Here is a 21,327-nt window from a genome sequence, read left to right as displayed (position 1 = left end):
CCACCACCGCCGCTTCCGAGCCCGTCGCCGATGCCACCGCCCGGGTCGAGCGTCTCGGTGTACGGCGTGGGCGCGTCGAGGCGCTGCGCCGGGTGACGCTCACCGTCGCCGCCGGCGAGACCGTCGCCCTGATGGGCCGAAACGGGGCGGGCAAGTCCACCCTGCTGGCCGCGCTCGTCGGCATGGTCGAGCCCACCACGGGCACCGTCCTCGTCGGCGGCCTGACCCCGCACCGCACGCAGCCGCGCGAGATGGTGCGCCGGGTCGGCCTCGTACCGCAGGAACCACGCGATCTGCTGTACGCGGACACGGTCGCCGCCGAGTGCGCCGCGGCCGACGCCGACGCGGACGCCGCAGCGGGCAGTTGCCGGGCCCTGGTCTCCGAGCTGCTGCCCGGTGTGCCGGACGGCACACACCCCCGCGATCTCTCCGAGGGGCAGCGCCTCGCGCTCGCCCTGGCCGTCGTGCTCACCGCGAGACCCCCGCTGCTGCTCCTGGACGAGCCGACCCGCGGGCTGGACTACGCGGCGAAGGCCCGGCTGGTCGGGGTGCTGCGCGGTCTCGCGGCCGAAGGGCATGCGATCGTCCTGGCCACGCACGATGTGGAACTCGCCGCCGAGCTGGCGCACCGGGTGGTGATACTCGCCGACGGGGAGACCGTCGCGGACGGGGAGACCCGGCAGGTGGTGGTCTCCTCCCCGGCGTTCGCCCCGCAGACCGCGAAGATCCTCGCCCCGCAGGAGTGGCTGACCGTGACGCAGGTGCGCGGCGCGCTCGGAGCCACGTCATGAGCGGGCGCCGGACACGGCCGGTACGTCTCGGGCCGCGTGCGATCGCCGCGCTCGTCCTCATCAGTGCGATCGGTGTGGTCGCGTTCGGCTGGCCGCTGCTGGCCGGTGCGGACTCCGGTCTGGCGCATTCCCAGGACGCCCCGTGGCTGTTCGCCGCGCTGCTGCCGCTGCTGGTCGGCGTGGTCGTCGCGATGATCGCGGACTCCGGTCTCGACGCGAAGGCGGTGGCGACGCTGGGGGTGCTGGCCGCGGTCGGCGCCGCGCTGCGCCCGCTGGGCGCGGGCACGGCGGGGCTGGAACCGATGTTCTTCCTGATGGTGCTGAGCGGCCGGGTGCTAGGGCCCGGCTTCGGCTTCGTGCTCGGCTCGGTGACGATGTTCGCGTCCGCGCTGCTCACCGGTGGCGTGGGTCCGTGGATGCCGTTCCAGATGCTGTCGATGGGCTGGTTCGCGATGGGCGCGGGCCTGCTGCCGGGCCCCGACCGGCTGCGCGGGCGGGCCGAGCTCCTGATGCTCGCGGCGTACGGGTTCGTGGCGTCGTTCGCGTACGGCACGGTGATGAACCTCTACGGCTGGACGATCGTGCCCGGGCTCGGCTCGGGGATCTCCTTCCAGCCGGGTGACCCGCTGCCGGAGAACCTGGTCCGCTTCCTCGCGTACTGCACGGCCACATCGCTCGGCTGGGACCTGGGCCGGGCCGTGCTCACCCTGGTGCTGACCCTCACCATCGGCACGACGCTGCTGAAGGCGCTGCGCCGGGCCACCCGCCGCGCCGCCTTCGAGGCCCAGGTCACATTCGACGCCCCCGGCAAGTGAGGCCGCCCACAGGGCCTCGGGCGGAGCCTGGTCGTTCTGGCAGGCCAACCACTGGTACTGAGCCGACACCCGCCGAGCTCGCACGAAGGCCTCGACCACCGGTCGGGGCCTTCGCCATACCCTGGCGCGGGTCAACACTTGGAAACGGTCTACTTCATATAAGTTGGCCAGCTTAATAACCCGTTGGTCCATTTAGGCGCATTTTGCTTGGGTGTCCGTTCCCGTCAGCCGCCGAAGCGTTGTCACGTACGTGGAACCTCGAGATTTCTGGGATCGGAACGCCGTACTGGCGGAAGCATTCTGCGCCAGCGACGAACGCATGCGTCTGGCGCAGGCGCTACTGGACGAGGCGCAGGCGGAGCGGAGCAGAATGCTTGCGGCTTTCGCCGTCACCGTCGGCGACGACGGCTCGATCGCAGACATGATGGGCCTCAACGAACGCGAAGTGCGATTAGCGCGACGCACGGTGGGCCGCGGTGACGCCCGGTCCCTTGCCCAGGAACTCCTGAGCCGGACCCAGCAGGCGACGAGGGAAGCACCGGCCGAACCCGCACCCGAGGTCCCCGTGCCCCACCCGCGCGAAGAGGTGATCGTTCCGCCGCTGGACACGCCACCGCCGGCCCCGGCTCCGCCCCCTCTTTTGCCGCCCGTCGAGACGGAGAACACGGTCGTCTGGTCGCCCAGCATGGACTCCGTGCTGCTGTGGAGCTGGGAGTCCGGCCTCGACGTGCAGACGGTCGCCGCCGAACTCGGTCTGGACGTACGGGCACTGCTGATGCGCGTACAGGAGCTCGCCAACGACGGACTGCTCACGCTCGCGACCCCGGTCGCCGAGGTGAGCCGGTCCGGGCGGCACCGCCGACAGCACGAAGACGGATACGCCGCGCTGTTCGCCCCCACCACCACCTTCCCCACCCACGTGCCGTACTGAGCGGGCACACCCGCCCATCACCCCGGTGGCATGTGACCCGACCGGGTTCACGTCACCGGGGCGCCCGCTTCAGTGCCGCGCGGCGACCGTGTCGAACCAGCGCACGATCTGCGGACCCGACTTCATGTACGTGGCGTTGTGACCGGCGGAACCCTGGTCGGTCACCGGGGCCTCGACTCCGTGTGCGGCCAGATCGGCTGCGCAGTTGCGGGCGTTGGCGATCGGCACATCGGTGTCGCCGGACGAGGAGTAGAGGCGCACGGGAACGTGCGGCTTCCAGGCGCAGTTGCCGTCCTGGGCGCGCACCGCGGCCAGCAGGGCGCCGGTGGGGTGCTGGACCTGCCGGTAGTAGTCGTCGGTGAGCAGTTCCTTCAGCGTCGCGGGCAGCGCCGGGATGATCTGCTCCTCGGTGTGGTTGGTGTCGAAGAGGTCGTCGACGATTCCCGCGTACGGCTCCCGGAACACTTCGGAGGGGTCCTTGTAGAGCGGGTGGAGCCTGTTCTGCGCGGTGAGGAAATACGTCATGTAGAAAATGCCGCTGGTGTCGTTGACGCTGCCGTCGAACAGGCCGGGTGTCTCGGCGTGCTCGATGTCGTACGGCCCGGAGACGGGGGCGAGGGCCCGGAGCCTGAAGTGCCGGTCGACGCCGTTGTCGAGGGCCCTGCCCAGGGCCATCGCGACCTGGCCGCCCTGGGAGAAGCCACTGGCGTACACCTCGCCGGTGAGCGGGCGGTCCAGGCGCAGCGCGGCGGTGCGGGTGGCCCGCAGCATGTCCACGGAGGCCGTGACGGCGGACTTGGTGTCCATGTACGGGTGGCGGCCCGGCCCCTTGCCGAGGCCCAGGTAGTCGGGGGCGGCGACGGCACGGCCCGCCGAGGCGTGGAGGTAGGGCGCGAAGCGGCCGAAATCCTCGCCGACGGAGGGCGCGTAGTCGCGGTGGGCCATCGTGCCGTGGGTGTCGGAGACCAGGTCCAGGCGGTGCGGGCCGCCCTTGGGAAGGGCGAGGAGGCCGGTGGCGATGGTGGGTGTGCCCTGCGGGGTGATGGTGCGGTAGGTGAGGCGGTAGGCCCGCAGACCGTGGCGGACGGTGTCGGTGTCCATCCCCGCGGAGGCGAGGAAGCGGGCGACGTCGGCACGACCGAGGTCGGCCACGGGGGTGATGTCCAGGAGGGCCCCTCTGCCGTGCGTCGCTGCCGAGTGGGACGACTCGGGTGCGCCGGTGGGCTGTTGAGCCACGGCCGGTGCGGTGCCGAGTGCCGCGAGGACCAGAACGGTGGCGGCTGCCAGACCGCGGCGGGCGGCGCGGTGTCGCGTGTTCCGAGTTGCGTGGTTCATAGGGCTGTTGTCGTCCATGACCACGACGCTATGCAGTCACGCTCGGCACCGGTATCGGCATGGACCCCCGGCCGGAGGTACATCTGGCAACACCCCCGGCCGGGGGTCTTCCTCCACAGTGCGGTCGGTCTTACAGCCGCTGGATGATCGTGCCCGTCGCCAGCGCTCCGCCCGCGCACATCGTGATCAGCGCGAACTCCTTGTCGCGGCGCTCCAGTTCATGCAGGGCCGTGGTGATCAGCCGCGCCCCGGTGGCACCCACCGGGTGGCCCAGCGCGATGGCTCCGCCGTTGACGTTGACCTTTTCGAGGTCCTGCTCGAAGACCTGGGTCCAGCTCAGCACCACCGACGCGAAAGCCTCGTTGACCTCGACGATGTCGATGTCCTTGAGTGACATCCCGGCCTTGCCGAGCACCGCGCGGGTCGCGTCGATGGGTCCGTCGAGGTGGAAGTGCGGGTCGGCGCCGACCAGTGCCTGCGCAACGATCCTGGCGCGCGGCTTGAGCTTGAGCGCGCGCGCCATCCGCTTGGACGCCCACATGATCGCGCAGGCGCCGTCGGATATCTGCGAGGAGTTGCCGGCGGTGTGGATCGCGGTGGGCATGACCGGCTTGAGCCGTCCGAGCCCCTCCATCGTGGTGTCGCGCAGCCCCTCGTCCCGGTCGACCAGACGCCACATGCCCTGCCCGGCCGCCTGTTCCTCCTCCGTGGTCGGCACCTGGACCGCGTACGTCTCCCGTTTGAACCGTTCCTCGGCCCAGGCGACGGCGGCCCGCTCCTGCGAGATCAACCCGAGCGAGTCGACGTTCTCCCGGGTGAGTCCGCGATTGCGGGCGATGCGCTCGGCCGCCTCGAACTGGTTGGGCAGGTCGACGTTCCACTCGTCGGGCCAGGGCTTGCCCGGCCCGTGCTTGGAGCCGCTGCCCAGCGGCACCCGCGACATGGCCTCGACACCGCAGCTGATGCCGATGTCGATCACTCCGGCCGCGACCATGTTGGCGACCATGTGGGAGGCCTGCTGCGAGGAGCCGCACTGACAGTCCACGGTGGTGGCGGCGGTCTCGTACGGAAGGCCCACGGTGAGCCAGGCGTTGCGGGCCGGGTTCATGGACTGTTCGCCGGCATGGGTGACCGTACCGCCGACGATCTGTTCGACGCAGTCGGCGTGGATGCCGGTGCGGCCGAGGAGTTCTCGATAGGTCTCGCCCAGCAGATAGGCGGGGTGCAGATTGGCGAGCGCGCCTCCGCGCTTGCCGATGGGGGTGCGTACGGCTTCGACGATGACGGGTTCCGCGGCCATGAGCTCGTCCTCTCCTCGCACTTCCGCAGGGGCGTCCCGGCGCCCGCGGAGGGGAACTAGTACGCGTTCTAGTTCTGTAGGCAGTCTTGTGGGGCTTACCCCGGGTACGCAAGGGTCTTGCACGCACCTTGCGCCCGCTTCATGCCTGCCTCACCCACTCTTCACGCAACAGATCGGGCCACCCCTCTTGCCAGTTGTAGAACTCGTTACTACCTTTCGGGCAACTTCTGATGGGTCGTCAGACATCGTTCGGGCGACTCTCGGCCCGACCTGGAGTTGCCGATGCCCTGCCCCCATCTGCCCGAAGGGTTCGACTTCACCGATCCCGATCTGCTCCAAGCCCGCATTCCGCACCCGGAGTTCGCACAGATGCGGCAGACCGCACCGGTCTGGTGGTGCACCCAGCCGGCCGGTATCTCCGGTTTCGACGACGAGGGCTACTGGGTCGTCACCCGGCACGCGGACGTCAAGTACGTCTCCACCCATCCCGAGCTGTTCTCCTCGAACACCAACACCGCGGTCATCCGGTTCAACGAGTCGATCAGCCACGACCAGATCGAGGTCCAGAAGCTGATCATGCTGAACATGGACCCGCCCGAACACACCCGGGTCCGGCAGATCGTCCAGCGGGGGTTCACGCCCCGGGCGATTCGTTCCCTGGAACAGGCCCTTCGCGGCCGCGCCCGCCAGATCGTCGAGACCGCTCTGGCTGCCGCGGGCGATGACGGTTCGTTCGACTTCGTCACCGACATCGCCGTCGAACTGCCGCTCCAGGCCATCGCCGAACTCATCGGCGTACCGCAGGAGGACCGGTCCAGGATCTTCGACTGGTCCAACAAAATGGCCGCGTACGACGATCCCGAGTACGCGATCACCGAGGAGGTCGGCACCGAGGCGGCCATGGAGATCGTCTCGTACTCGATGAATCTGGCGGCCGCCCGCAAGGAGTGCCCGGCCAAGGACATCGTCTCCCAGCTGGTCGCCGCGGAGGGCGAAGGGAACCTCTCCTCCGACGAGTTCGGCTTCTTCGTGATCCTGCTCGCCGTCGCGGGGAACGAGACCACCCGCAACGCCATCAGTCACGGCATGCACGCCTTCCTCACCCACCCCGATGAGTGGGAGCTCTACAAGCGCGAGCGGCCGGAGACGACCGCCGAGGAGATCGTCCGCTGGGCCACGCCCGTGGTCTCCTTCCAGCGGACGGCCACTCAGGACACCGAACTGGGCGGGCAGCAGATCAAGAAGGGCGACAGGGTCGGGCTGTTCTACTCCTCGGCCAATAACGACCCCGAGGTCTTCGAGAACCCGGAGACCTTCGACATCTCCCGCGATCCCAACCCCCACCTCGGCTTCGGCGGCGGCGGTCCGCACTTCTGCCTCGGCAAGTCCCTTGCCGTGATGGAGATCAACCTGATCTTCAACGCGATCGCGGATGTGCTGCCGGACCTGCGGCTGGTCGGCGACCCGCGGCGGCTGCGCTCGGCATGGCTCAACGGGATCAAGCAGCTTCAGGTCAGCACCGCCGCGAGCGCCGCGGGCGTCGGTACCGCCGGGAGCTGACCGCTTCCGGCAGCTTCGGACGGCGGGGGCCCCCTCACGCCCCGGTCCCCGCCGTCCGTACCGACAAACCCCGCACCCCCGCCCGAACCCCCGCGCAAGACGCGTACAACAGCGCGAGGATGATGGCGGGCATGCACGCCCTGCTCTCCGCCTTCGCCCCCATCTGGACGCTCACAGCCATCGGTTACGCGGTCGGCCGCAGCGGTCTCCTCGGCGAACAGGCGGAAGCCGTGCTCGGCCGCTTCGTCTTCCATGTGGCGATGCCCGCCGCCCTGTTCACGATGGTTTCCGGGGCACGGCCGGCCGCCTTCGCCAACTCCTCGATGGTGGCCTTCGCGGCGGGTACGGCGCTGGTCTGCGGCCTCGGCTTCGTGGCGGCCGGCCGGCTCTTCGGCCGCGGCACGGCCGACCGGGCGATCGGCAGCATGGCGTCCGGCTACGTCAACTCCGCGAATCTCGGCATTCCGGTGGCGGTCCAGGTGCTCGGCGATGCATCGTTCGTCGCCCAGATCATCCTGTTCCAGGTGCTGTTGGTCTCCCCGGTGATCCTCACACTGCTGGACACGGGCACGGGGACGGGCTCCGGAAAGGGGGTCGTGATCCGGCGGATGCTGACCATGCCGGTCCGCAACCCCATCATCATGGCCTCGTTGCTGGGTCTCGTCGTCTCCGCACTCGGACTGCGGCTGCCGCACGCCCTCGCCCACTCCTGCGACCTGCTCGGCGCCGCCGCCGTGCCGACGGCCCTGATCACGCTGGGCCTGTCCCTGAACAGCCGCCCGGCGACCGACGGTCCGACGGAGCACGCGGAACCTGTCCGGTCCACGGTGCGTACGAAACGTGCGGAGGTCGTTGTGACGGTCGCACTCAAGACATCGGTCCAGCCCCTGATCGCCTTCGTCGTCGGCGGCCCGCTGTTGCATCTGCCGGACCACCAGTTGATGGCCGTCGTGCTCTGTTCCGCGCTGCCGACCGCTCAGAACGCCTTCATCTACGCCCAGCAGTACGGCCTGGACACCCGCGTGGCCCGCAACTCCGTGGTGGCCTCGACGGTGGTGTCCATGGCCACGCTCTCCTTCGCCACCTGGATGCTCGGGACGACCCGGCCCTGAGCCGTTCGAGTGGCGGACCGAGGCCGACGGGCGGATGCTGGACAAGCGGCGATCCATGCCGAAGGGGTGCCGGGACGATGTGTTCGTCCCGGCACCCCTTCGGCCCTCAGGAGCCCCGTGCCGCTAGTGCTGTTTGCTGCTCACCGCGTCGTCGGACGACCTCGGAACCGGCACCGCCACCGGCACCGCGATCCCGTCCAGCGGCTTCGCCGCCGCGGGCACGGCCGGCAGCCGCAGCCTCCGCGGCCCCGACAGTACGTAGGTCAGCCCGAAGCCGAGCGCGACGACGGCCGCACCGCCCACCGCGTCCAGCACCCAGTGATTGGCCGTGGCCACGATCGCGGAGACCGTGAACAGCGGGTGCAGCAGCCCCAGCGCCTTCATCCACATCTTCGGGGCCAGCATGACGATGACCACACCGCACCAGAGCGACCAGCCGAAGTGCAGCGAGGGCATCGCCGCGTACTGATTGGTCATCGAGGTCAGCGTTCCGTAGTCCGGCTTCGCGAAGTCCTGCACGCCATGGACGGTGTCGATGAAGCCGAGTCCCGGCATCAGCCGCGGCGGGGCCAGCGGGTAGAGCCAGAAGCCGACCAGCGCGAGGATCGTGGCGAAGCCTATGGAGCTGCGGACCCAGCGGTAGTCCGCGGGGCGTCGTACGTACAGCACACCGAGAATCGCCAGCGGCACGATGAAGTGGAACGTCGAGTAGTAGTAGTCGAAGAAGCCCCGCAGCCAGGGGACCTCGACGACCGCGTGGTTGGCCCAGTGCTCGATGTCGATGTGCAGCCACTGTTCGAGGGTGTGGACCTGCCGGCCGTGGTGTTCGGCGGTGGCACGGCCGACTGTCGCCGCGAGTCTGACATGTGAGTACGCGGAGTACACGACCCTGATCAGAAGCAGTTCCAGCAGCAGATTGGGCCGGCTGAGCACCCGCCGCCAGAACGGCAGCAGGGGGACGCGTCCCCAGCGGGCCGCGACCGGGGCCGCGTGGTCCGTCGGGATCGGGTGTTGCCAGTACGGCGAGGTGCGCGGCAGGAACGGTGCGGCACAGGCCGCGCCGAGCGCCGCGATCAGCAGCACGTTGTCGCGTACAGGGAAGACCACCGCCATGTTCGGCAGCAGCATCGTCCCCGGCAGTGTGAGCACGAGCACCACGACCGCCGGCCACACCAGCCGGTCGGAAGCCCGCTTGCCGACCCGGCCGACCACTGCGAGCAGCACCCACAGCAGCTGGTGCTGCCAGGCGGTCGGTGAGACGGCGACGGCGACACAGCCGGTCACGGCGACGGCGAGCAGCAGCTGCCCGTCGCGTGCGTACCGTATGGCGCGGCGCAGTCCGAGGTAGCAGACGGCGGCCGCCAGCACCACGAACAGCGCGATTTCGAGCGGGCCCCCCAGGCCGAATCGGAGCAGCGCGCCGTGCAGCGACTGGTTGGCCAGGCTGTCCGCGTTGTCGCCGAGCCCGGCGCCCGCGACATGGTGCACCCAGTAGGTCCATGAGTCGTGCGGCATCGCGGCCCAGGCCAGCGCGGTGCAGGCGGCGAACACGATGCCGCCGGTCACCGCCGCCTGCCGGCGGCCGGTGAACCGGAGCAGGACCACGAAGAGCAGCACGGTCGGCTGGAGCGCGGCCGCGAGCCCGATCAGGAGGCCCGAGGCGCGTTCCCCGCGCACCGCGAAACAGGCCAGCAGCACCAGCAGGACCGGCAGGATGCTGGTCTGCCCCAGGTGGAGTGCGTTTCGGACCGGCAGGGAGAGCATCAGCAGGCTGATCGCGACGGGGGCGGCCAGCAGCGAGGTGCGGCGGGAGACCGGGCCCGGCAGCGCGCGGGCGGCGACGATGCCGAGGGCGGCGACGAGCAGCAGCGAACCGAAGGTCCAGGCAACACCCAGGCTCTGTTCGGCGGTCCGTGTCAGTGGCTTCAGCACCAGCCCGGCGAACGGGGTGCCGGTGAACCGGTCGCTGCTGTACAGCGAGCCCGTCACGTGCAGGACACCGTTCTCACCGATCCAGGTCTCCAGATCGGTGAGGCGTTCACCCGGCGGCTGCCGCAGCACCACCGCCATCTGCCGTACGGCCAGTACGGCCACAACCAGCCAGAGCAGAGCCCGGACAGCCCCGGTCCTCGCCCCTGTCGCCGCATCTCCGCGCACACTGTGCTCCGCATCCGCCACGCTGCGCCGACCCTCCCGCCGTTTCCGTGCCCGTCCCTCGACCTGGGCGTGCTGTGAAACCTTCGCATTCCGCTATGAGGTAGACACAATCAACCCCCTCTTCGCCTGACTGTCATCATCCTTTTTTCCAAAAAGTGAAGGACCTGCTGGGCCGGGCCTCGGCGCCGGAACCGGGCCGGTGGTTCCCACGTCCTCACCCGTGTTCGTCGATCGCGGGGGAGGAAGACAGAGCATGCGGGCTGTGCGAGGTGAGGGACACGGATGGGTGATGCGTGCGCTGTCACTGCTGCTGATGCTGGTGTCGCTGCAGCTGGGGTCGCTGATCAGCCCGGCATACGCCTGTGGCTGCGGGGCGATGGTCCCGAGCAGGGAAACCCAGGTCTCGGTCGACCGGGAGACGTCGGTGGTGGACTGGGACGGCCGTACCGAGCAGATCGTCATGCGGCTCACGGTCCGAGGGAACGCCCGCGAGGCGGCCTGGATCATGCCGGTGCCGCACCGGGCGACCGTGGAGCTCGGTGATCCCTCGCTCTTCTCCGAACTCGCCACCCTCACCGCGCCGGTGCAGGCGACCAGACACTACTTCTGGCCGCGCTCCGACGACTGGCCGTTCGCCGGTTCGGGCAACAGCGCGGACGGAGCCGGGGCTCCTGCGAGCGCCGCGCCGCCGGTCGAGGTGGTGGGCCGGGAGCGGCTCGGCCCGTTCGATGTGGCGCGACTGGCCGCGACCGACCCCGAGGCGCTGCAGAAGTGGCTGCAGGACAACGGCTTCGAGCTGCCCGACCGGCTGGCGACGGCGCTGAAACCCTATGTCGACCAGAGGTGGGAGTACGTCGCGATCCGCCTTGCTCCCCGGGACAGGAACAGTCCCCTCGGCGGCGACCTCGATCCGCTGCGGCTGCGCTTCGCCAGCGACCGGCTGGTCTACCCGATGCGGCTGTCGAAGCTCGCCTCGACGCCGCAGCAGCTGGGCCTGTACGTCCTGGCGGCGCACCGGATGGAGCCGCGTGACGCGATCGGCGGCAATGCGCCGCAGGTGACATACGCGGGCAGGATCGACCCCCGGTCGGCACGGGACGACACCGGGGCACTGGAGGCGGTGACGGGTGGGAAGCCGGTGTTCGTCACCGCGATCGAGCAGTCGTTCCCGTACCCGGAGCGGATCGACGGCGATCACGAACTGCGCGCGACCGAGGCCGACACCCCGTACCGGACCATGGTGTACACGGACAGGCTGCTGACCGTGGGCGGTGTCCCGGTCTGGGTGCTGTCGCTGCTCGGGGCCGTGCTGGTGGCGGCTGCGGTGGTGCTGTTGGTGCTGCGGGTCCGACGGCACCGGCCGGTGGTGCCTCCGCCGCCGGTCATGGTTCCGCCGCCGCTGGGATGAGCACCGGGGCCGCTTGCCGCGATCCGAACGCTTGCGTGTGGAGTGAAGCGCCGGTTCCACCGGTCCGTTCGTGCCTCTGGCGGCCGATCCCGCCAATCCATTCGCTCCTCTCATCATGCTCAAGTCAGAATGACCCGCATGACCTGGACCGTGGCCCCCGAACCCTTCGACTCCCCCGACGCCGCGTTGCTGCGTCGCGACTATTACGACGAGGTCGCCAGCCGCTACTGGGGGCGGCCCGCGACCGCCGAGGAGATCGACGAAGGGCTCACCGACGACGGCGCCGACCGGCTCGCTGCGCCCACCGGCCAGTTCGTCGTCGGCCGGTTCGGGGGAAAGCCGGCGGCCTGCGCCGGGCTGCTGGTGGTGGACGCGGACGTCGCGGAGCTGACCCGGGTGTTCGTGCGCCCGGATCACCGCGGTACGGGCGGCGGCGGGCTGCTCCTGGCGGCCGTCGAGAGCGCGGCGCGCACCTTCGGTGTACGCACGGTCAGGCTCGACACCCGCAATGACCTGGTCGAGGCACGGGGGCTGTACGCCAAGCACGGCTATCGGGAGGTTCCGGCGTTCCACCGGCGACAGTACGCGGAGCACTGGTTCGCCAAGGAGCTGTAGGGGTGCAGGAGGCACAGGAAGTGTCCGCGAAGCGGCTCACCCGGGTCGGGCCGCGTGGTCCCGCACCGGCCCGGGGCGGTGCGGCCGCTCCTTGCTCGACCCGTTCGCCTCGGCGGTCAGCTCCGCCACGAGCTTGACCAGGTCCGTCGGCCGTTCCGGCCCCCACCAGTCGCCCAGCAGCTCGGCCATCGATTCCTCACGGGCCTCCGCGAGCTTCACCACCACTTCCGCGCCGGCCTCCGTGAGCACCAGCTGTATGCCTTCGCGCCGGACCAGTCCGCGCTCCTCCAGCTGACGTGCCGCCTCGGTGACCACCCGTAGCGGCACCGGGGTGACCTCGGCGAGCATGGCCGGTTCGACCGTGCCGTGCCGGGCCGTGCGCAGCAGCATCCAGCTCGCCGCGGGCAGCAGGTCGTACCCCGCCTCCTGGTGATCTCCTCGTAGACCTTGCGGCGCCCCGCGCGGGTGGCGAGCACCGAGAGGGCCCGGGCGCATTCGTCGTACGAGGACCGCTCGACCGGGTTCGACGCCAGGGTCTCGGTGGGCTCCGGCGCGGTCACCGAGCCGCGCAGCTTGTCCTCCTTGAGGAACCACGCGAAGACGAAGGCGACCAGGACGACGGGTGCCGCGTACACGAACACATCGGTGATCGAGGTCGAGTACGCATGAAGCACCGAGGGCCGCAGCACGGGCGGCAGCCGGCCGATGGCGCGCGGGTCGGCGGCCAGCCCCCCGGCACTGACCCCGGGGGGCAGGGAGCGGCCGGCGAGCGCCGCGGCCAGCTTGTCGGTGAGCCGGTTCGTGAAGATCGTGCCGAAGACGGCGACACCGAACGAGGCGCCGATGGAGCGGAAGAAGGTGGCCCCGGACGTGGCGACGCCGAGATCCTCGTACGTGACGGCGTTCTGCACGACCAGCACCAGGACCTGCATCACCAGGCCGAGCCCGGCACCGAAGACGAAGAAGTAGATGCTCATCTCCAGCGTGCTGCTGGTCTCCGTGAGCCGGTGCAGGAGCTGCAGTCCGATCGCGGTGATGCCGGTGCCCGCGATCGGGAAGACCTTCCAGCGGCCGGTGCGGCTGACGATCTGCCCGGACACGGTCGAGGTGAGGAGCAGACCCAGCACCATCGGGAGCATGTGCACACCGGACATCGTCGGCGTGATGCCGTGGACCACCTGGAGGAAGGTCGGCAGATAGGTCATGGCGCCGAACATCGCGAAACCCACGACGAAGCTGATGACGGCGACGAGGGTGAAGGTCCTGATCCGGAAGAGCTTCAGCGGGATGACGGGCTCCGCGGCGCGGCGCTCCACGTGCACGAAGGCGATCAGCAGCAGCACACTCAGCACGGCGAGACCGATGATCTGCGCGGAGCCCCAGGCCCAGGTGGTGCCGCCGAGCGAGGCGACGAGGACCAGACAGGTGGCGACGGAGGCGATGAGGAAGGTGCCGAGGTAGTCGATGGTGTGCTGCGTACGGCGGGCCGGTATGTACAGCACGGCGGCGATCACGAGGAGCGCGACGACGCCGATCGGCAGGTTGACGTAGAAGACCCAGCGCCAGCTGAGGTGCTGGGTGAAGAAGCCGCCGAGGAGCGGCCCGAGGACGCTCGTCGCGCCGAAGACCGCTCCGAACAGGCCCTGGTACTTGCCTCGTTCGCGCGGTGCGACGATGTCGCCGACGATCGCCATCGAGAGCACGATGAGGCCGCCACCGCCGAGGCCCTGAAGGGCGCGGAAGCCGATGAGCTGCGGCATGTTCTGGGCGACGCCGCAGAGCGCCGAGCCGATGAGGAAGATGACGATGGCGGTCTGGAAGAGCTTCTTGCGCCCGTACTGGTCGCCGAGTTTGCCCCAGAGCGGTGTCGCGGCGGTCGATGCCAGCAGATAGGCCGTGACAACCCAGGAGAGATGTTCCAGACCGCCGAGGTCGCTGACGATGGTCGGCAGCGCGGTGGAGACGATGGTCTGGTCGAGCGCGGCCAGAAGCATGCCGAGAAGAAGCGCACCGATGGCCACCATGACCGACCGCGTGGAGCGGTCCTCGCCGGGGGCCGGGGCCGGGGGGCTCGGATGCTTGGCCATGGAACATCTCCTCGGATCCGCTACACCCCATCCTGGCCGTTCCGCACGGTTATGGCCTGCCGAGCGGGACCGGGCCCGGGACCTGCGGGGACGGGCCCTGGGCGGGTGTCGCGGCGGGATGCACCCCCGGGTACGCATTTCGGTACGGCGTTGGGCATCCCGGCAGCGGGCTGCATAATCGCAGGCAGTTCAAGGGGAGGGGCCCACCATGACCGGACATATGTGCCCGGAGTGCGGTATGGACAGCAGACCGGACGAGAGACAGGGACCTGATGGAGGCCCGGACGGAGGGCTGCCGGACGGAGGGCTGCTGGACGGGGGGCCGGGCACAAGACCCGGGGCCGGCTGCGCGTGCGGAGAGCGGGCAGCACAGCGGGCCGCCGAGCAACGCCGGGCCGCCGAGCAGCAACGGGCCGCGCGGTCGGCGGCCGACCTGGCGGAGATCGCGGCGGCGGAGGACTTCGATCCGCTGCGTATCCGGCCGTACGTGACGCTGGGGGGCGACGAGACACCGGCCGCAGACCACGCGCAGCAGCACCCGCCGGCGGGGGACGCGGCCACGACGATGCCGCTCTTTCTCGGCCGGGCGACGGCAAGCCCGCCGCCGGACGCCGACGAGCGGGCCGAAGCCCCCGGCACCACGGCCCTCACACCGCACCTCGCACCGGCCTTCGCACCCGCCGACGACCCCGTTCAGCCGCGTCGCCGACGGCCCTTCGCGGCACTCGCCGCAGGGGCGGCCGTGGCCGCGGTGGTGGGCACGGCCGCACTCGCGGGCGGGCTGTTCGACGGAAAAGGCAACGGGGACGCCGACGGGGAACAGCCCCTGCCGAGCACCGTGGCGAGCGTCCCAACGGAGGAGACGGCATCGGCCTCCGCATCGTCCGCACCCTCCGGACCGGCTCCCACGTCACCGCCCGTGTCCGCATCCGCATCCGCATCCCCCTCGGTGAGCACCTCACCGTCTCCCTCCGCATCCTCCGCATCCGCCGCCTCACAGCCGGCCACCGCCTCGCCCTCCGCGTCCACGCCGCACGCGAGCCGTCCGGCCTCGTCCGCACCGCCCGCTTCACTGGCCGGCCCCACGCTGCGCCTCGGCGACCAGGGGCCCGCGGTGGCCGAACTGCAACGCCGGCTGGAGGAGATCTGGCTGTTCCACGGGCGGGACGACGGCGACTTCACGCGGCAGGTCGAGCACGCCGTAAGCGTCTACCAGTCGTACAAATCCATCGAGGGCGACCCGTCGGGGGTGTACGGCCCCACCACGCGCCGCGCCCTGGAGGCGGAGACGACGGGCCGGGGACGCTCCTGACCACCCGGCCCGACGACCCCGCCGCCCGGGACGGAATTGGCTTTCCCGGACAGGTTTTTGTATCGTGATGGAACAAAGTAGCCTCCGCCCGCCACTCCCTGACCGGCGGGCGAGGCTGCTTGTTCTCTTTCCTGCGTCTTTGCTTCCCCCGCGCTCTGGAGCCCGCCCATGCCGGCCACCGTCCTCACTGCCCGAGCCCTCCTTCTCGGCTAATCCTCTGTAGCACTTTCAGAAGATGCGGATTGGTCGGCCCACGGGTCCGGCTCCCACACCAGGTGAAACTCGATCCGGGTCGTGGCACGCGCGTATCCCTCGCGCTCCGCCCGATAGACGGCAACACGGCGTAGCAGCTGGCGGAGTATGCCGCTTCGCTCTCCGTCGTTGATGGTCTCCCACTCGTCCAGCAGCCCGACGATCAGCGGCTCATAGTCGGATACATCGGGCGTCGCCTCAATGACAGCGGACTCAGCGAGCAGGTGTTCGGCCGCCTCGCGCTGGGTTTTGATGCGGTCGCGGGCGGCTTCGTAGACGCCGGACGGGTAGTCGCCTGGGTTGACGGCTCGGTCGGCCTGGAGCCTCGCCAATCCGTCCTGGAGCTTTACTAGTTCGCCTTGCAGCCGAGCTCGCTCGCGAGCTGCACGGGCCCGGTCCTTGGCTACATCACGCCGTTGGCGGGTCTCGCACCGGGCCGCAAGTCACCCTCGGCAAAGGGCCTTCAGCGGGCGCTCAAAGCCGCGGGCTACATGTCCAAGGGCATCCCCGAGGCTAACTCGTACGGGCCCGCGACACAGGCCGCCGTCGCCCGATTCCACCAGGCACACCCCACCTACCGCGCCGCCGGACAGCACTACGACCCCGCCATCGGCCCCAAAGGGTGGGCGGCACTCCACGCCATCGCCTACGGGAAGAAGTGATCGGCGTGAAGCCGACCACGAAGCGCAGCATCCGCACCGCCATTCAAGCCGCTGCGGGTTTGGCCGCCGCGCTCCACGCGATCGTCCAGGCGTCCGGCGTCCCCGAGTCCCTGCCGTGGGTTGCCGGGGCGCTCGCCGTCGCGGCCGGCACCGCCCGAATCATGGCGCTCCCCGCAGTCGAGCAGCTGCTCGACCTCCTCGGCCTCGGCCTCGCCGACACCGGGGGCCGCGAGTGAGCATCCCTACCCCGTCCGATCCGGCCGCGGTCGCGGTCGAGCTGGAGAAGCTGCGCGGCACGATGGAAACGGGTTTCGCCAAGGTCGATGGGTCGCTCGCCCTGCTCGCACAGCGCGGCGATCAGACAGACCGCATTATCGACGACCACGAGAAGCGCCTTGACACCCTCGAACGCGCGCGCTGGCCGCTGCCGTCCATTGCCGCGCTGGTCGGCGTGATCGGCCTCGCCCTAACCCTCTGGCAGATCTCCCAGAAGTAACCGCGCCCCTTCCGCCTACTGGCGGGAGGGGCGCTTTCGCGCGTCCTGGGTCAGTCGAGCGGCGTGGACTGGTGCGCCGCGGCAATGGCATCGATTCGGGCCGCGAGGTCGAAGTCAGCCGCAGTCAACCTGAAGTCGGCATCATGCGTCGTAACCGCGATCCGCAAATGATCGATCCTCAGGTCGATATCCGCGTGGTGACCGATGCGGCGCTCGCGGTCGGCGATATGCACGATCATCGCCACCCCTGCGTGATACCGGATGTCCACTCGGCGCGTGATCTCGTCCCCGTCGCGGGTCCACTCGGGTACCTCGGCGAGCCGCTCCTCGATCTCCTCGTCAGTCAGCGGCTTCGGTACGCCTGCCACGTCATCCCCTCTCGGTCACGGGCTCCAGGATCTCCGTAAGATCCCGGCCGACCGGGGCATCCTGCCACGGCCGCATTACTTGCTCCAGAGTGACCAGTTCCCGCCGCATCCTGGCCGAGCGAGTCTCTACCGCAATCGTGGCCACGGTCCGCGCGATCTCGACCGCTTGGTCCGGCTCCCGCGCAGCCGCCGCAGCTGTCGCCTGCCGAGCCATGTAGACCCCGCGGTCGCGGCGGGCGGTCTCCGGCACGATGGCAAGGACTTGCGACCACAGGGCGCTAGCTTCCGTGCCGAGACCAAGACGCCCGTAGCAGGTGGCCCGCTGCACCTCCAGGTAACCAGGCGTCCTCCGGCAGGCATTGCCCCACGGCAGATCGTCATCGACGCGCGGCAGCAGTCGGCCAGCCTGGTCGATGAGCTGGTCGACCATATGCCGTTCCCCAGTGAGGCTGGCACCGTGGGCCTGCTGCTGCATGGCCATGATGCGCACCTTCGGGACGAGCCGGTCGGCGTCGTCGAGCGCGGCCTCGCACAAGTCGACGACCGCGTGCCCGTCGCCAAGGTCGGTGCGCACCTGCGCCTGGTTCACGAGGGAATACCCGATGAGGTGCGGATCGCGAGACCGCATCGCGATCTCTTGGGTGACGCCGCGCCAGAAGGTTGCGCCGTCCATGTCTCCGGCGTCCTGGAACAGCCACCCGACGAGCGCCGCATAGGCCGCACCGACCCGCAGGAGACCCCGGCGGGTCTCACCCTTCGCGGACCTCACAAGCTTGTCAATGAGCTGGTACTGAGCAGACACGGTACCGATCAGGTCGTGTGGGCCGAGGAACATGTCAGCCCGATAGTGGCCCTCCAACTGCTGCTGGAAGTAGTCGATCAGGGCAGGGTCAACGTGCTGCGGCGCGACCGGTCCCGCAACGAGTGCGGCTGCGGTAACAGAGGCGAAAGCTTGGCGGCGCACCTGTTCCTCTTCGTGGTGCTCGGGCCGAATCCAGCCCGGCGGAGTCGTGAACCCGAGGTCCTCCGGCCAGCGGCCGAGCGCGTCGTGAATGACGATCGCGGTCTCCTCGGCCGGCCACCCGGGGCGGTCGCCTTCCCAGCGTCGCCAGGTGCGGGCTGAGACGGTGAACTGTCGATCATCGAGGAGCTGTTGCCCGTGCTCTGTGATGGCCATAGCGGCGGCTTCGATGGTTCGCCACCCCTTGCGTAAGCGGGCGGCCCGCAGCGCATCGTTGCGGCTCATGGGTCCAGTCTGAGGTGTCATCGCTCGCGCTTCCGGCCGTGGCCGCTACGTGGCCACGCGTGGCTATCCGGCGACCTATTCACTGCTCACCGTGCACGCACATCATCAGGGTGTGACAGCGCGGCCGTACAGCGAACTGGCTGCATTCCCCTCAATCGACGTAGGGCGGGGGCCACTTATGGCAATGACGATCAAGGTGTACGAGGTGGACCGCTACGGCAGAACGCGCGTCATTCGCCCGGAAGCCGAAGTCACCCCGCTCAAGACTGTTGAGCCCCGCACCTCGTTCCCGGCCTGCGAGTGCGGGCGGTGCAAAAAGCCGTGACCGCCTCGACGAAGCCAGTCACCGCGCCGGATGCCGCGTACCGCACCTGGATCGGCCACACCGTGACCTGCGTCACCTGCCGCGCCGCGGTCGCATGCCCCACTGCGGCTCGGCTTGGCCGCGCATGGCGGGAGGCCCGCCGATGAAAACCGAGTCGACCCACCTCATCACCCACGTCTGCTGGGACATGGACCCCAAGACCAAGGCGCGCTGCACCAGGCCGCCTGAGCACAAGGGCGACCACTACGCCCGGTTCGTCCGCCCCTCGTGGGACCGGCCGGGCACCACGTGGCGCAACTGACTCCCACCCGCGGCTGCCATCACGCCGATCGGCCGCGGGTGGGTTCGATCCCGCTCCAGGTCCCCCGAACGGGTGGCCTCAGCGGGTCATCACAGCACGTCCCCAGTGACCGAGCCACCCTGGCCAGGACCCCATACAGGAGGACCACGTGGTGTATCGGCCGCCGTCATGCCCCCACTGCCCCAACCACCCGGCGCTCTGGCGAGACACCAGCCACACCACACCGACCACAGCGGAACGGTGGCACTGGTACTGCGCCGGATGTCTACGGACGTGGGAGCCCACCCTCGAACAGAAGGCGAAGCTCTCGTATGGGACACCAGGAAGACCACGCCATCAGCTGTAGCTCCACGCCGAACTGCCCCGGCACTAAGTCGGTCGTCTACGTGTACGACGATCAGGGCAACTGCATCAGTCAGACCGCATACCCCTGCAACGTCTGCGGGAACTGACGGAGCCACACCGTCCCTAGACCGCCCCGGTCGGCCGCCCCCCGTCGGCCGGCCGGGGCTCATTCGCGTACGAGGTCGGCGAGCGGTACACCGAGTGCGTCGGCGATAGAGAATACCGGAGTCCCGGTCGCGAGTGCGGTCGGGACTCCGTCACATCTCTGGATTGGCCAGAGCAGCATCCTCTTTGTATCGTGGTGAAACAAACTTGTCTCGCATAGAGGATGGCCCCCTTGCCCAGGTCAGAGACCATTGGTGTTTTTAAGGCATTGCTCCTGGACATGGACGGCACCCTCGTGAACTCCGACGCCGTCGTGGAGCGCTGCTGGCGGCGCTGGGCACTGCGGGAGGGGCTCGACCCGGAGGCCGCGCTCAAGGTGGTTCACGGGCGGCAGGGGTACGCCACCATGGCGGTGCTCCTCCCGGACCGTCCGATGGAGCAGAACCACGCGGACAACCGGGCGATGCTCGCCGAGGAGACCGCCGACACCGACGGCGTCGTCCCGATCGCCGGCGCACCCGCCTTCATGGACGCGATCGCCGGTCTCCCGCACGCCCTGGTCACCTCGGCCGACGAGGCGCTGGCCCGGACCCGGATGACCGCGTCCGGACTTCGGATGCCGGTCACCCGCGTCACCGCCGAGAGCGTCGGCGCGAGCAAGCCGGACCCCGAGGGCTTCCTCAAGGGGGCGGCCGAGCTGGGCTTCGCCCCGGCGGACTGTGTCGTCTTCGAGGACTCGGAGGCGGGCATCGCGGCCGGCCGGGCGGCGGGCATGCGCGTCGTGGGCGTCGGCCCGCGGGCCGCAGCACTCTCGCCCGACGCGCACGTCGAGGACCTGACTCGGCTCCGGGTGGAAGCGGCGGCCGACGGTTCGATCCGGCTGCACATCAGCGCGCGATAGCCGGGCCCCGGCGGGCCTCGGTCCGCGACAGCCGGCCTCCGGCAGTCCTCAGTCCCGGTGCAGCCGTCCCCGTGCCACCAGTTCGAGCACGGTCGTGACGGCCACCGCCTGTACGGCCATGAGCGCCACCAGTACGAACAGCTGCACGGCCCCCGCCTGGACCGGCGAGGCGCCGCCCAGCAGCATGCCCACAAAGGCGCCCGGCAAGGTGACGAGCCCCACCGTCCGCGTCTGATCGAGCCCCGGCAGCAGCGCGTCCGCCGCCGCGGGCCGGGCGATCTCCAGCCTCGCGTCACGGTCGAGCAGTCCGAGCGCCATGCCCGCCTCCACCTCCCCGCGCCGGGTCGTCAACTCGTCCAGCGCCCGCCGCCCGCCGAGCACGGTCGCGGTCAGCGCACCCCCGATGAGGATGCCGGTCACCGGGATCAGTGCGATGCCCCGGACCGGGACGAGTCCGGTGAGCAGCAGCAGGGCGACCACCGGCGCGACCCCCGCCCCGATCGGCAGAAACGCCCACCACCAGGTGCGATTGCGGGTGATCCGGCGGCCCGCGGTCCGTACCGCCACGGCGTACATCAGCGCCACGAACGCGAGCAGCGGCGGCAGCGAACGGACCACCCAGCCGATGAGCAGGGAAACCGCGCCGAGTTGGACCGCGGCCCGCAGCCCGGCCAGCAGGATCTCGCGCGACCGGCCGAGCGAGGCCAGGGCGGCGACGGAGGCCGCCGCCGCGAGCAGCAGGGCCAGGACGACCCCGAGCGTGATGTTGACCGGTAGCAGCACGCCGTAACCCTACGACCGGCCGGGCTCGCAGTCCCTGCGCGAATCGGCCCACCGGACCGCCGAATTGCCGGTGCGTCAGCACGTGCGCCCGCACAGATGCGGACGTACGCCCCCATGCCC

General features: G+C 70.0%; 20 protein-coding genes and 1 pseudogene. 13 read left to right on the top strand and 8 right to left on the bottom strand.

Going from position 1 to position 21,327, the window contains the following annotated elements; all coding sequences use genetic code 11:
* From GA0115254_RS13700 to GA0115254_RS13690, 3 genes are all read left to right on the top strand, one after another.
* The coding region (locus GA0115254_RS13700) for an ATP-binding cassette domain-containing protein (RefSeq protein ID WP_141720815.1) at window positions 1-791 on the top strand (791 nt) is incomplete at its 5' end.
* Window positions 788-1,606, top strand: a complete 819-nt coding sequence (locus GA0115254_RS13695) for an ECF transporter S component (RefSeq protein ID WP_093895540.1) — start codon at window positions 788-790, stop codon at window positions 1,604-1,606. The genes GA0115254_RS13700 and GA0115254_RS13695, both read left to right, overlap by 4 nt.
* A gap of 319 nt (window positions 1,607-1,925) precedes the next feature.
* Entirely contained in the window at window positions 1,926-2,537 is a 612-nt protein-coding gene (locus GA0115254_RS13690) for a hypothetical protein (RefSeq protein WP_256102555.1), read from the top strand.
* A 69-nt stretch (window positions 2,538-2,606) separates the two neighbouring features.
* Here the strand turns inward: GA0115254_RS13690 and GA0115254_RS13685 are convergent, their stop codons facing one another.
* Together GA0115254_RS13685 and GA0115254_RS13680 are read right to left on the bottom strand one after the other, a co-directional pair.
* Window positions 2,607-3,890, bottom strand: a complete 1,284-nt coding sequence (locus tag GA0115254_RS13685) for an alpha/beta fold hydrolase (protein WP_093895539.1) — start codon at window positions 3,888-3,890, stop codon at window positions 2,607-2,609.
* Between the two features lie 112 nt (window positions 3,891-4,002).
* Window positions 4,003-5,172: a steroid 3-ketoacyl-CoA thiolase gene (locus GA0115254_RS13680; protein WP_093895538.1), complete on the bottom strand. Its 1,170-nt coding sequence runs from the start codon at window positions 5,170-5,172 to the stop codon at window positions 4,003-4,005.
* 282 nt (window positions 5,173-5,454) lie between these two features.
* On the opposite strand from GA0115254_RS13680, the gene GA0115254_RS13675 reads away from it, so the two are divergent.
* Both GA0115254_RS13675 and GA0115254_RS13670 read left to right on the top strand, forming a co-directional pair.
* Window positions 5,455-6,732, top strand: coding sequence for a cytochrome P450 (locus tag GA0115254_RS13675; protein ID WP_093895537.1), 1,278 nt, complete (start codon window positions 5,455-5,457; stop codon window positions 6,730-6,732).
* A gap of 131 nt (window positions 6,733-6,863) precedes the next feature.
* Window positions 6,864-7,844 (top strand): AEC family transporter, encoded by a 981-nt coding sequence (locus tag GA0115254_RS13670; protein WP_256102554.1) that lies wholly within the window; start codon window positions 6,864-6,866, stop codon window positions 7,842-7,844.
* Window positions 7,845-7,967: 123 nt separating this feature from the next.
* Here GA0115254_RS13670 and GA0115254_RS13665 read toward each other — a convergent pair whose 3' ends face one another.
* Window positions 7,968-9,953: a bifunctional glycosyltransferase 87/phosphatase PAP2 family protein gene (locus tag GA0115254_RS13665; RefSeq protein WP_093895549.1), complete on the bottom strand. Its 1,986-nt coding sequence runs from the start codon at window positions 9,951-9,953 to the stop codon at window positions 7,968-7,970.
* Between the two features lie 301 nt (window positions 9,954-10,254).
* Here GA0115254_RS13665 and GA0115254_RS13660 point away from each other — a divergent pair, with 301 nt between their 5' ends.
* Both GA0115254_RS13660 and GA0115254_RS13655 read left to right on the top strand, forming a co-directional pair.
* Entirely contained in the window at window positions 10,255-11,409 is a 1,155-nt protein-coding gene (locus tag GA0115254_RS13660) for a DUF2330 domain-containing protein (RefSeq protein WP_256102553.1), read from the top strand.
* A 138-nt stretch (window positions 11,410-11,547) separates the two neighbouring features.
* A complete protein-coding gene (locus GA0115254_RS13655; RefSeq protein WP_093895535.1) occupies window positions 11,548-12,024 on the top strand; it encodes a GNAT family N-acetyltransferase in 477 nt (158 codons plus the stop codon).
* 36 nt (window positions 12,025-12,060) lie between these two features.
* On the opposite strand, the pseudogene GA0115254_RS13650 reads toward GA0115254_RS13655, so the two are convergent.
* A pseudogene (locus GA0115254_RS13650) lies at window positions 12,061-14,111 on the bottom strand (MFS transporter).
* 208 nt (window positions 14,112-14,319) lie between these two features.
* Between GA0115254_RS13650 and GA0115254_RS13645 the strand changes: the two are divergent.
* Complete coding sequence (locus GA0115254_RS13645) at window positions 14,320-15,423, top strand: peptidoglycan-binding domain-containing protein (RefSeq protein WP_093895534.1); 1,104 nt, start codon at window positions 14,320-14,322, stop codon at window positions 15,421-15,423.
* Window positions 15,424-15,632: 209 nt separating this feature from the next.
* On the opposite strand, the gene GA0115254_RS13640 is transcribed toward GA0115254_RS13645, so the two are convergent.
* Window positions 15,633-16,007, bottom strand: coding sequence for a hypothetical protein (locus tag GA0115254_RS13640; RefSeq protein ID WP_093895533.1), 375 nt, complete (start codon window positions 16,005-16,007; stop codon window positions 15,633-15,635).
* Between the two features lie 27 nt (window positions 16,008-16,034).
* On the opposite strand from GA0115254_RS13640, the gene GA0115254_RS44425 reads away from it, so the two are divergent.
* The 3 genes from GA0115254_RS44425 to GA0115254_RS13625 are packed head-to-tail and all read left to right on the top strand — an operon-like array spanning window position 16,035 to window position 16,833.
* Window positions 16,035-16,337, top strand: coding sequence for a peptidoglycan-binding domain-containing protein (locus GA0115254_RS44425; RefSeq protein WP_093895532.1), 303 nt, complete (start codon window positions 16,035-16,037; stop codon window positions 16,335-16,337).
* 5 nt (window positions 16,338-16,342) lie between these two features.
* Window positions 16,343-16,573, top strand: coding sequence for a hypothetical protein (locus GA0115254_RS13630; RefSeq protein ID WP_093895547.1), 231 nt, complete (start codon window positions 16,343-16,345; stop codon window positions 16,571-16,573).
* Entirely contained in the window at window positions 16,570-16,833 is a 264-nt protein-coding gene (locus GA0115254_RS13625; protein WP_093895531.1) for a hypothetical protein, read from the top strand. The genes GA0115254_RS13630 and GA0115254_RS13625 overlap by 4 nt, the downstream gene beginning before the upstream one ends.
* 50 nt (window positions 16,834-16,883) lie before the next feature.
* On the opposite strand, the gene GA0115254_RS13620 is transcribed toward GA0115254_RS13625, so the two are convergent.
* Both GA0115254_RS13620 and GA0115254_RS13615 read right to left on the bottom strand, forming a co-directional pair.
* On the bottom strand, window positions 16,884-17,201 hold the full coding sequence (locus GA0115254_RS13620) for a 4a-hydroxytetrahydrobiopterin dehydratase (RefSeq protein ID WP_093895530.1): 318 nt from the start codon (window positions 17,199-17,201) through the stop codon (window positions 16,884-16,886).
* A 1-nt stretch (window position 17,202) separates the two neighbouring features.
* Window positions 17,203-18,447 (bottom strand): Twin-arginine translocation pathway signal, encoded by a 1,245-nt coding sequence (locus tag GA0115254_RS13615; protein WP_093895529.1) that lies wholly within the window; start codon window positions 18,445-18,447, stop codon window positions 17,203-17,205.
* Window positions 18,448-18,914: 467 nt separating this feature from the next.
* On the opposite strand from GA0115254_RS13615, the gene GA0115254_RS44420 reads away from it, so the two are divergent.
* The gene (locus GA0115254_RS44420; RefSeq protein WP_176740104.1) at window positions 18,915-19,073 is read left to right on the top strand and encodes a hypothetical protein; all 159 of its coding nucleotides are present in this window, start codon (window positions 18,915-18,917) and stop codon (window positions 19,071-19,073) included.
* A 682-nt stretch (window positions 19,074-19,755) separates the two neighbouring features.
* Window positions 19,756-20,424, top strand: a complete 669-nt coding sequence (locus GA0115254_RS13605) for an HAD-IA family hydrolase (RefSeq protein WP_305136789.1) — start codon at window positions 19,756-19,758, stop codon at window positions 20,422-20,424.
* Between the two features lie 48 nt (window positions 20,425-20,472).
* Here the strand turns inward: GA0115254_RS13605 and GA0115254_RS13600 are convergent, their stop codons facing one another.
* Window positions 20,473-21,207, bottom strand: coding sequence for an ABC transporter permease (locus tag GA0115254_RS13600; protein ID WP_093895527.1), 735 nt, complete (start codon window positions 21,205-21,207; stop codon window positions 20,473-20,475).
* Window positions 21,208-21,327: the final 120 nt, after the last annotated feature.

Source organism: Streptomyces sp. Ncost-T10-10d, assembly GCF_900091955.1.
Lineage (GTDB): Bacteria > Actinomycetota > Actinomycetes > Streptomycetales > Streptomycetaceae > Streptomyces.
This window is presented reverse-complemented; position numbering and strand designations above follow the sequence as displayed.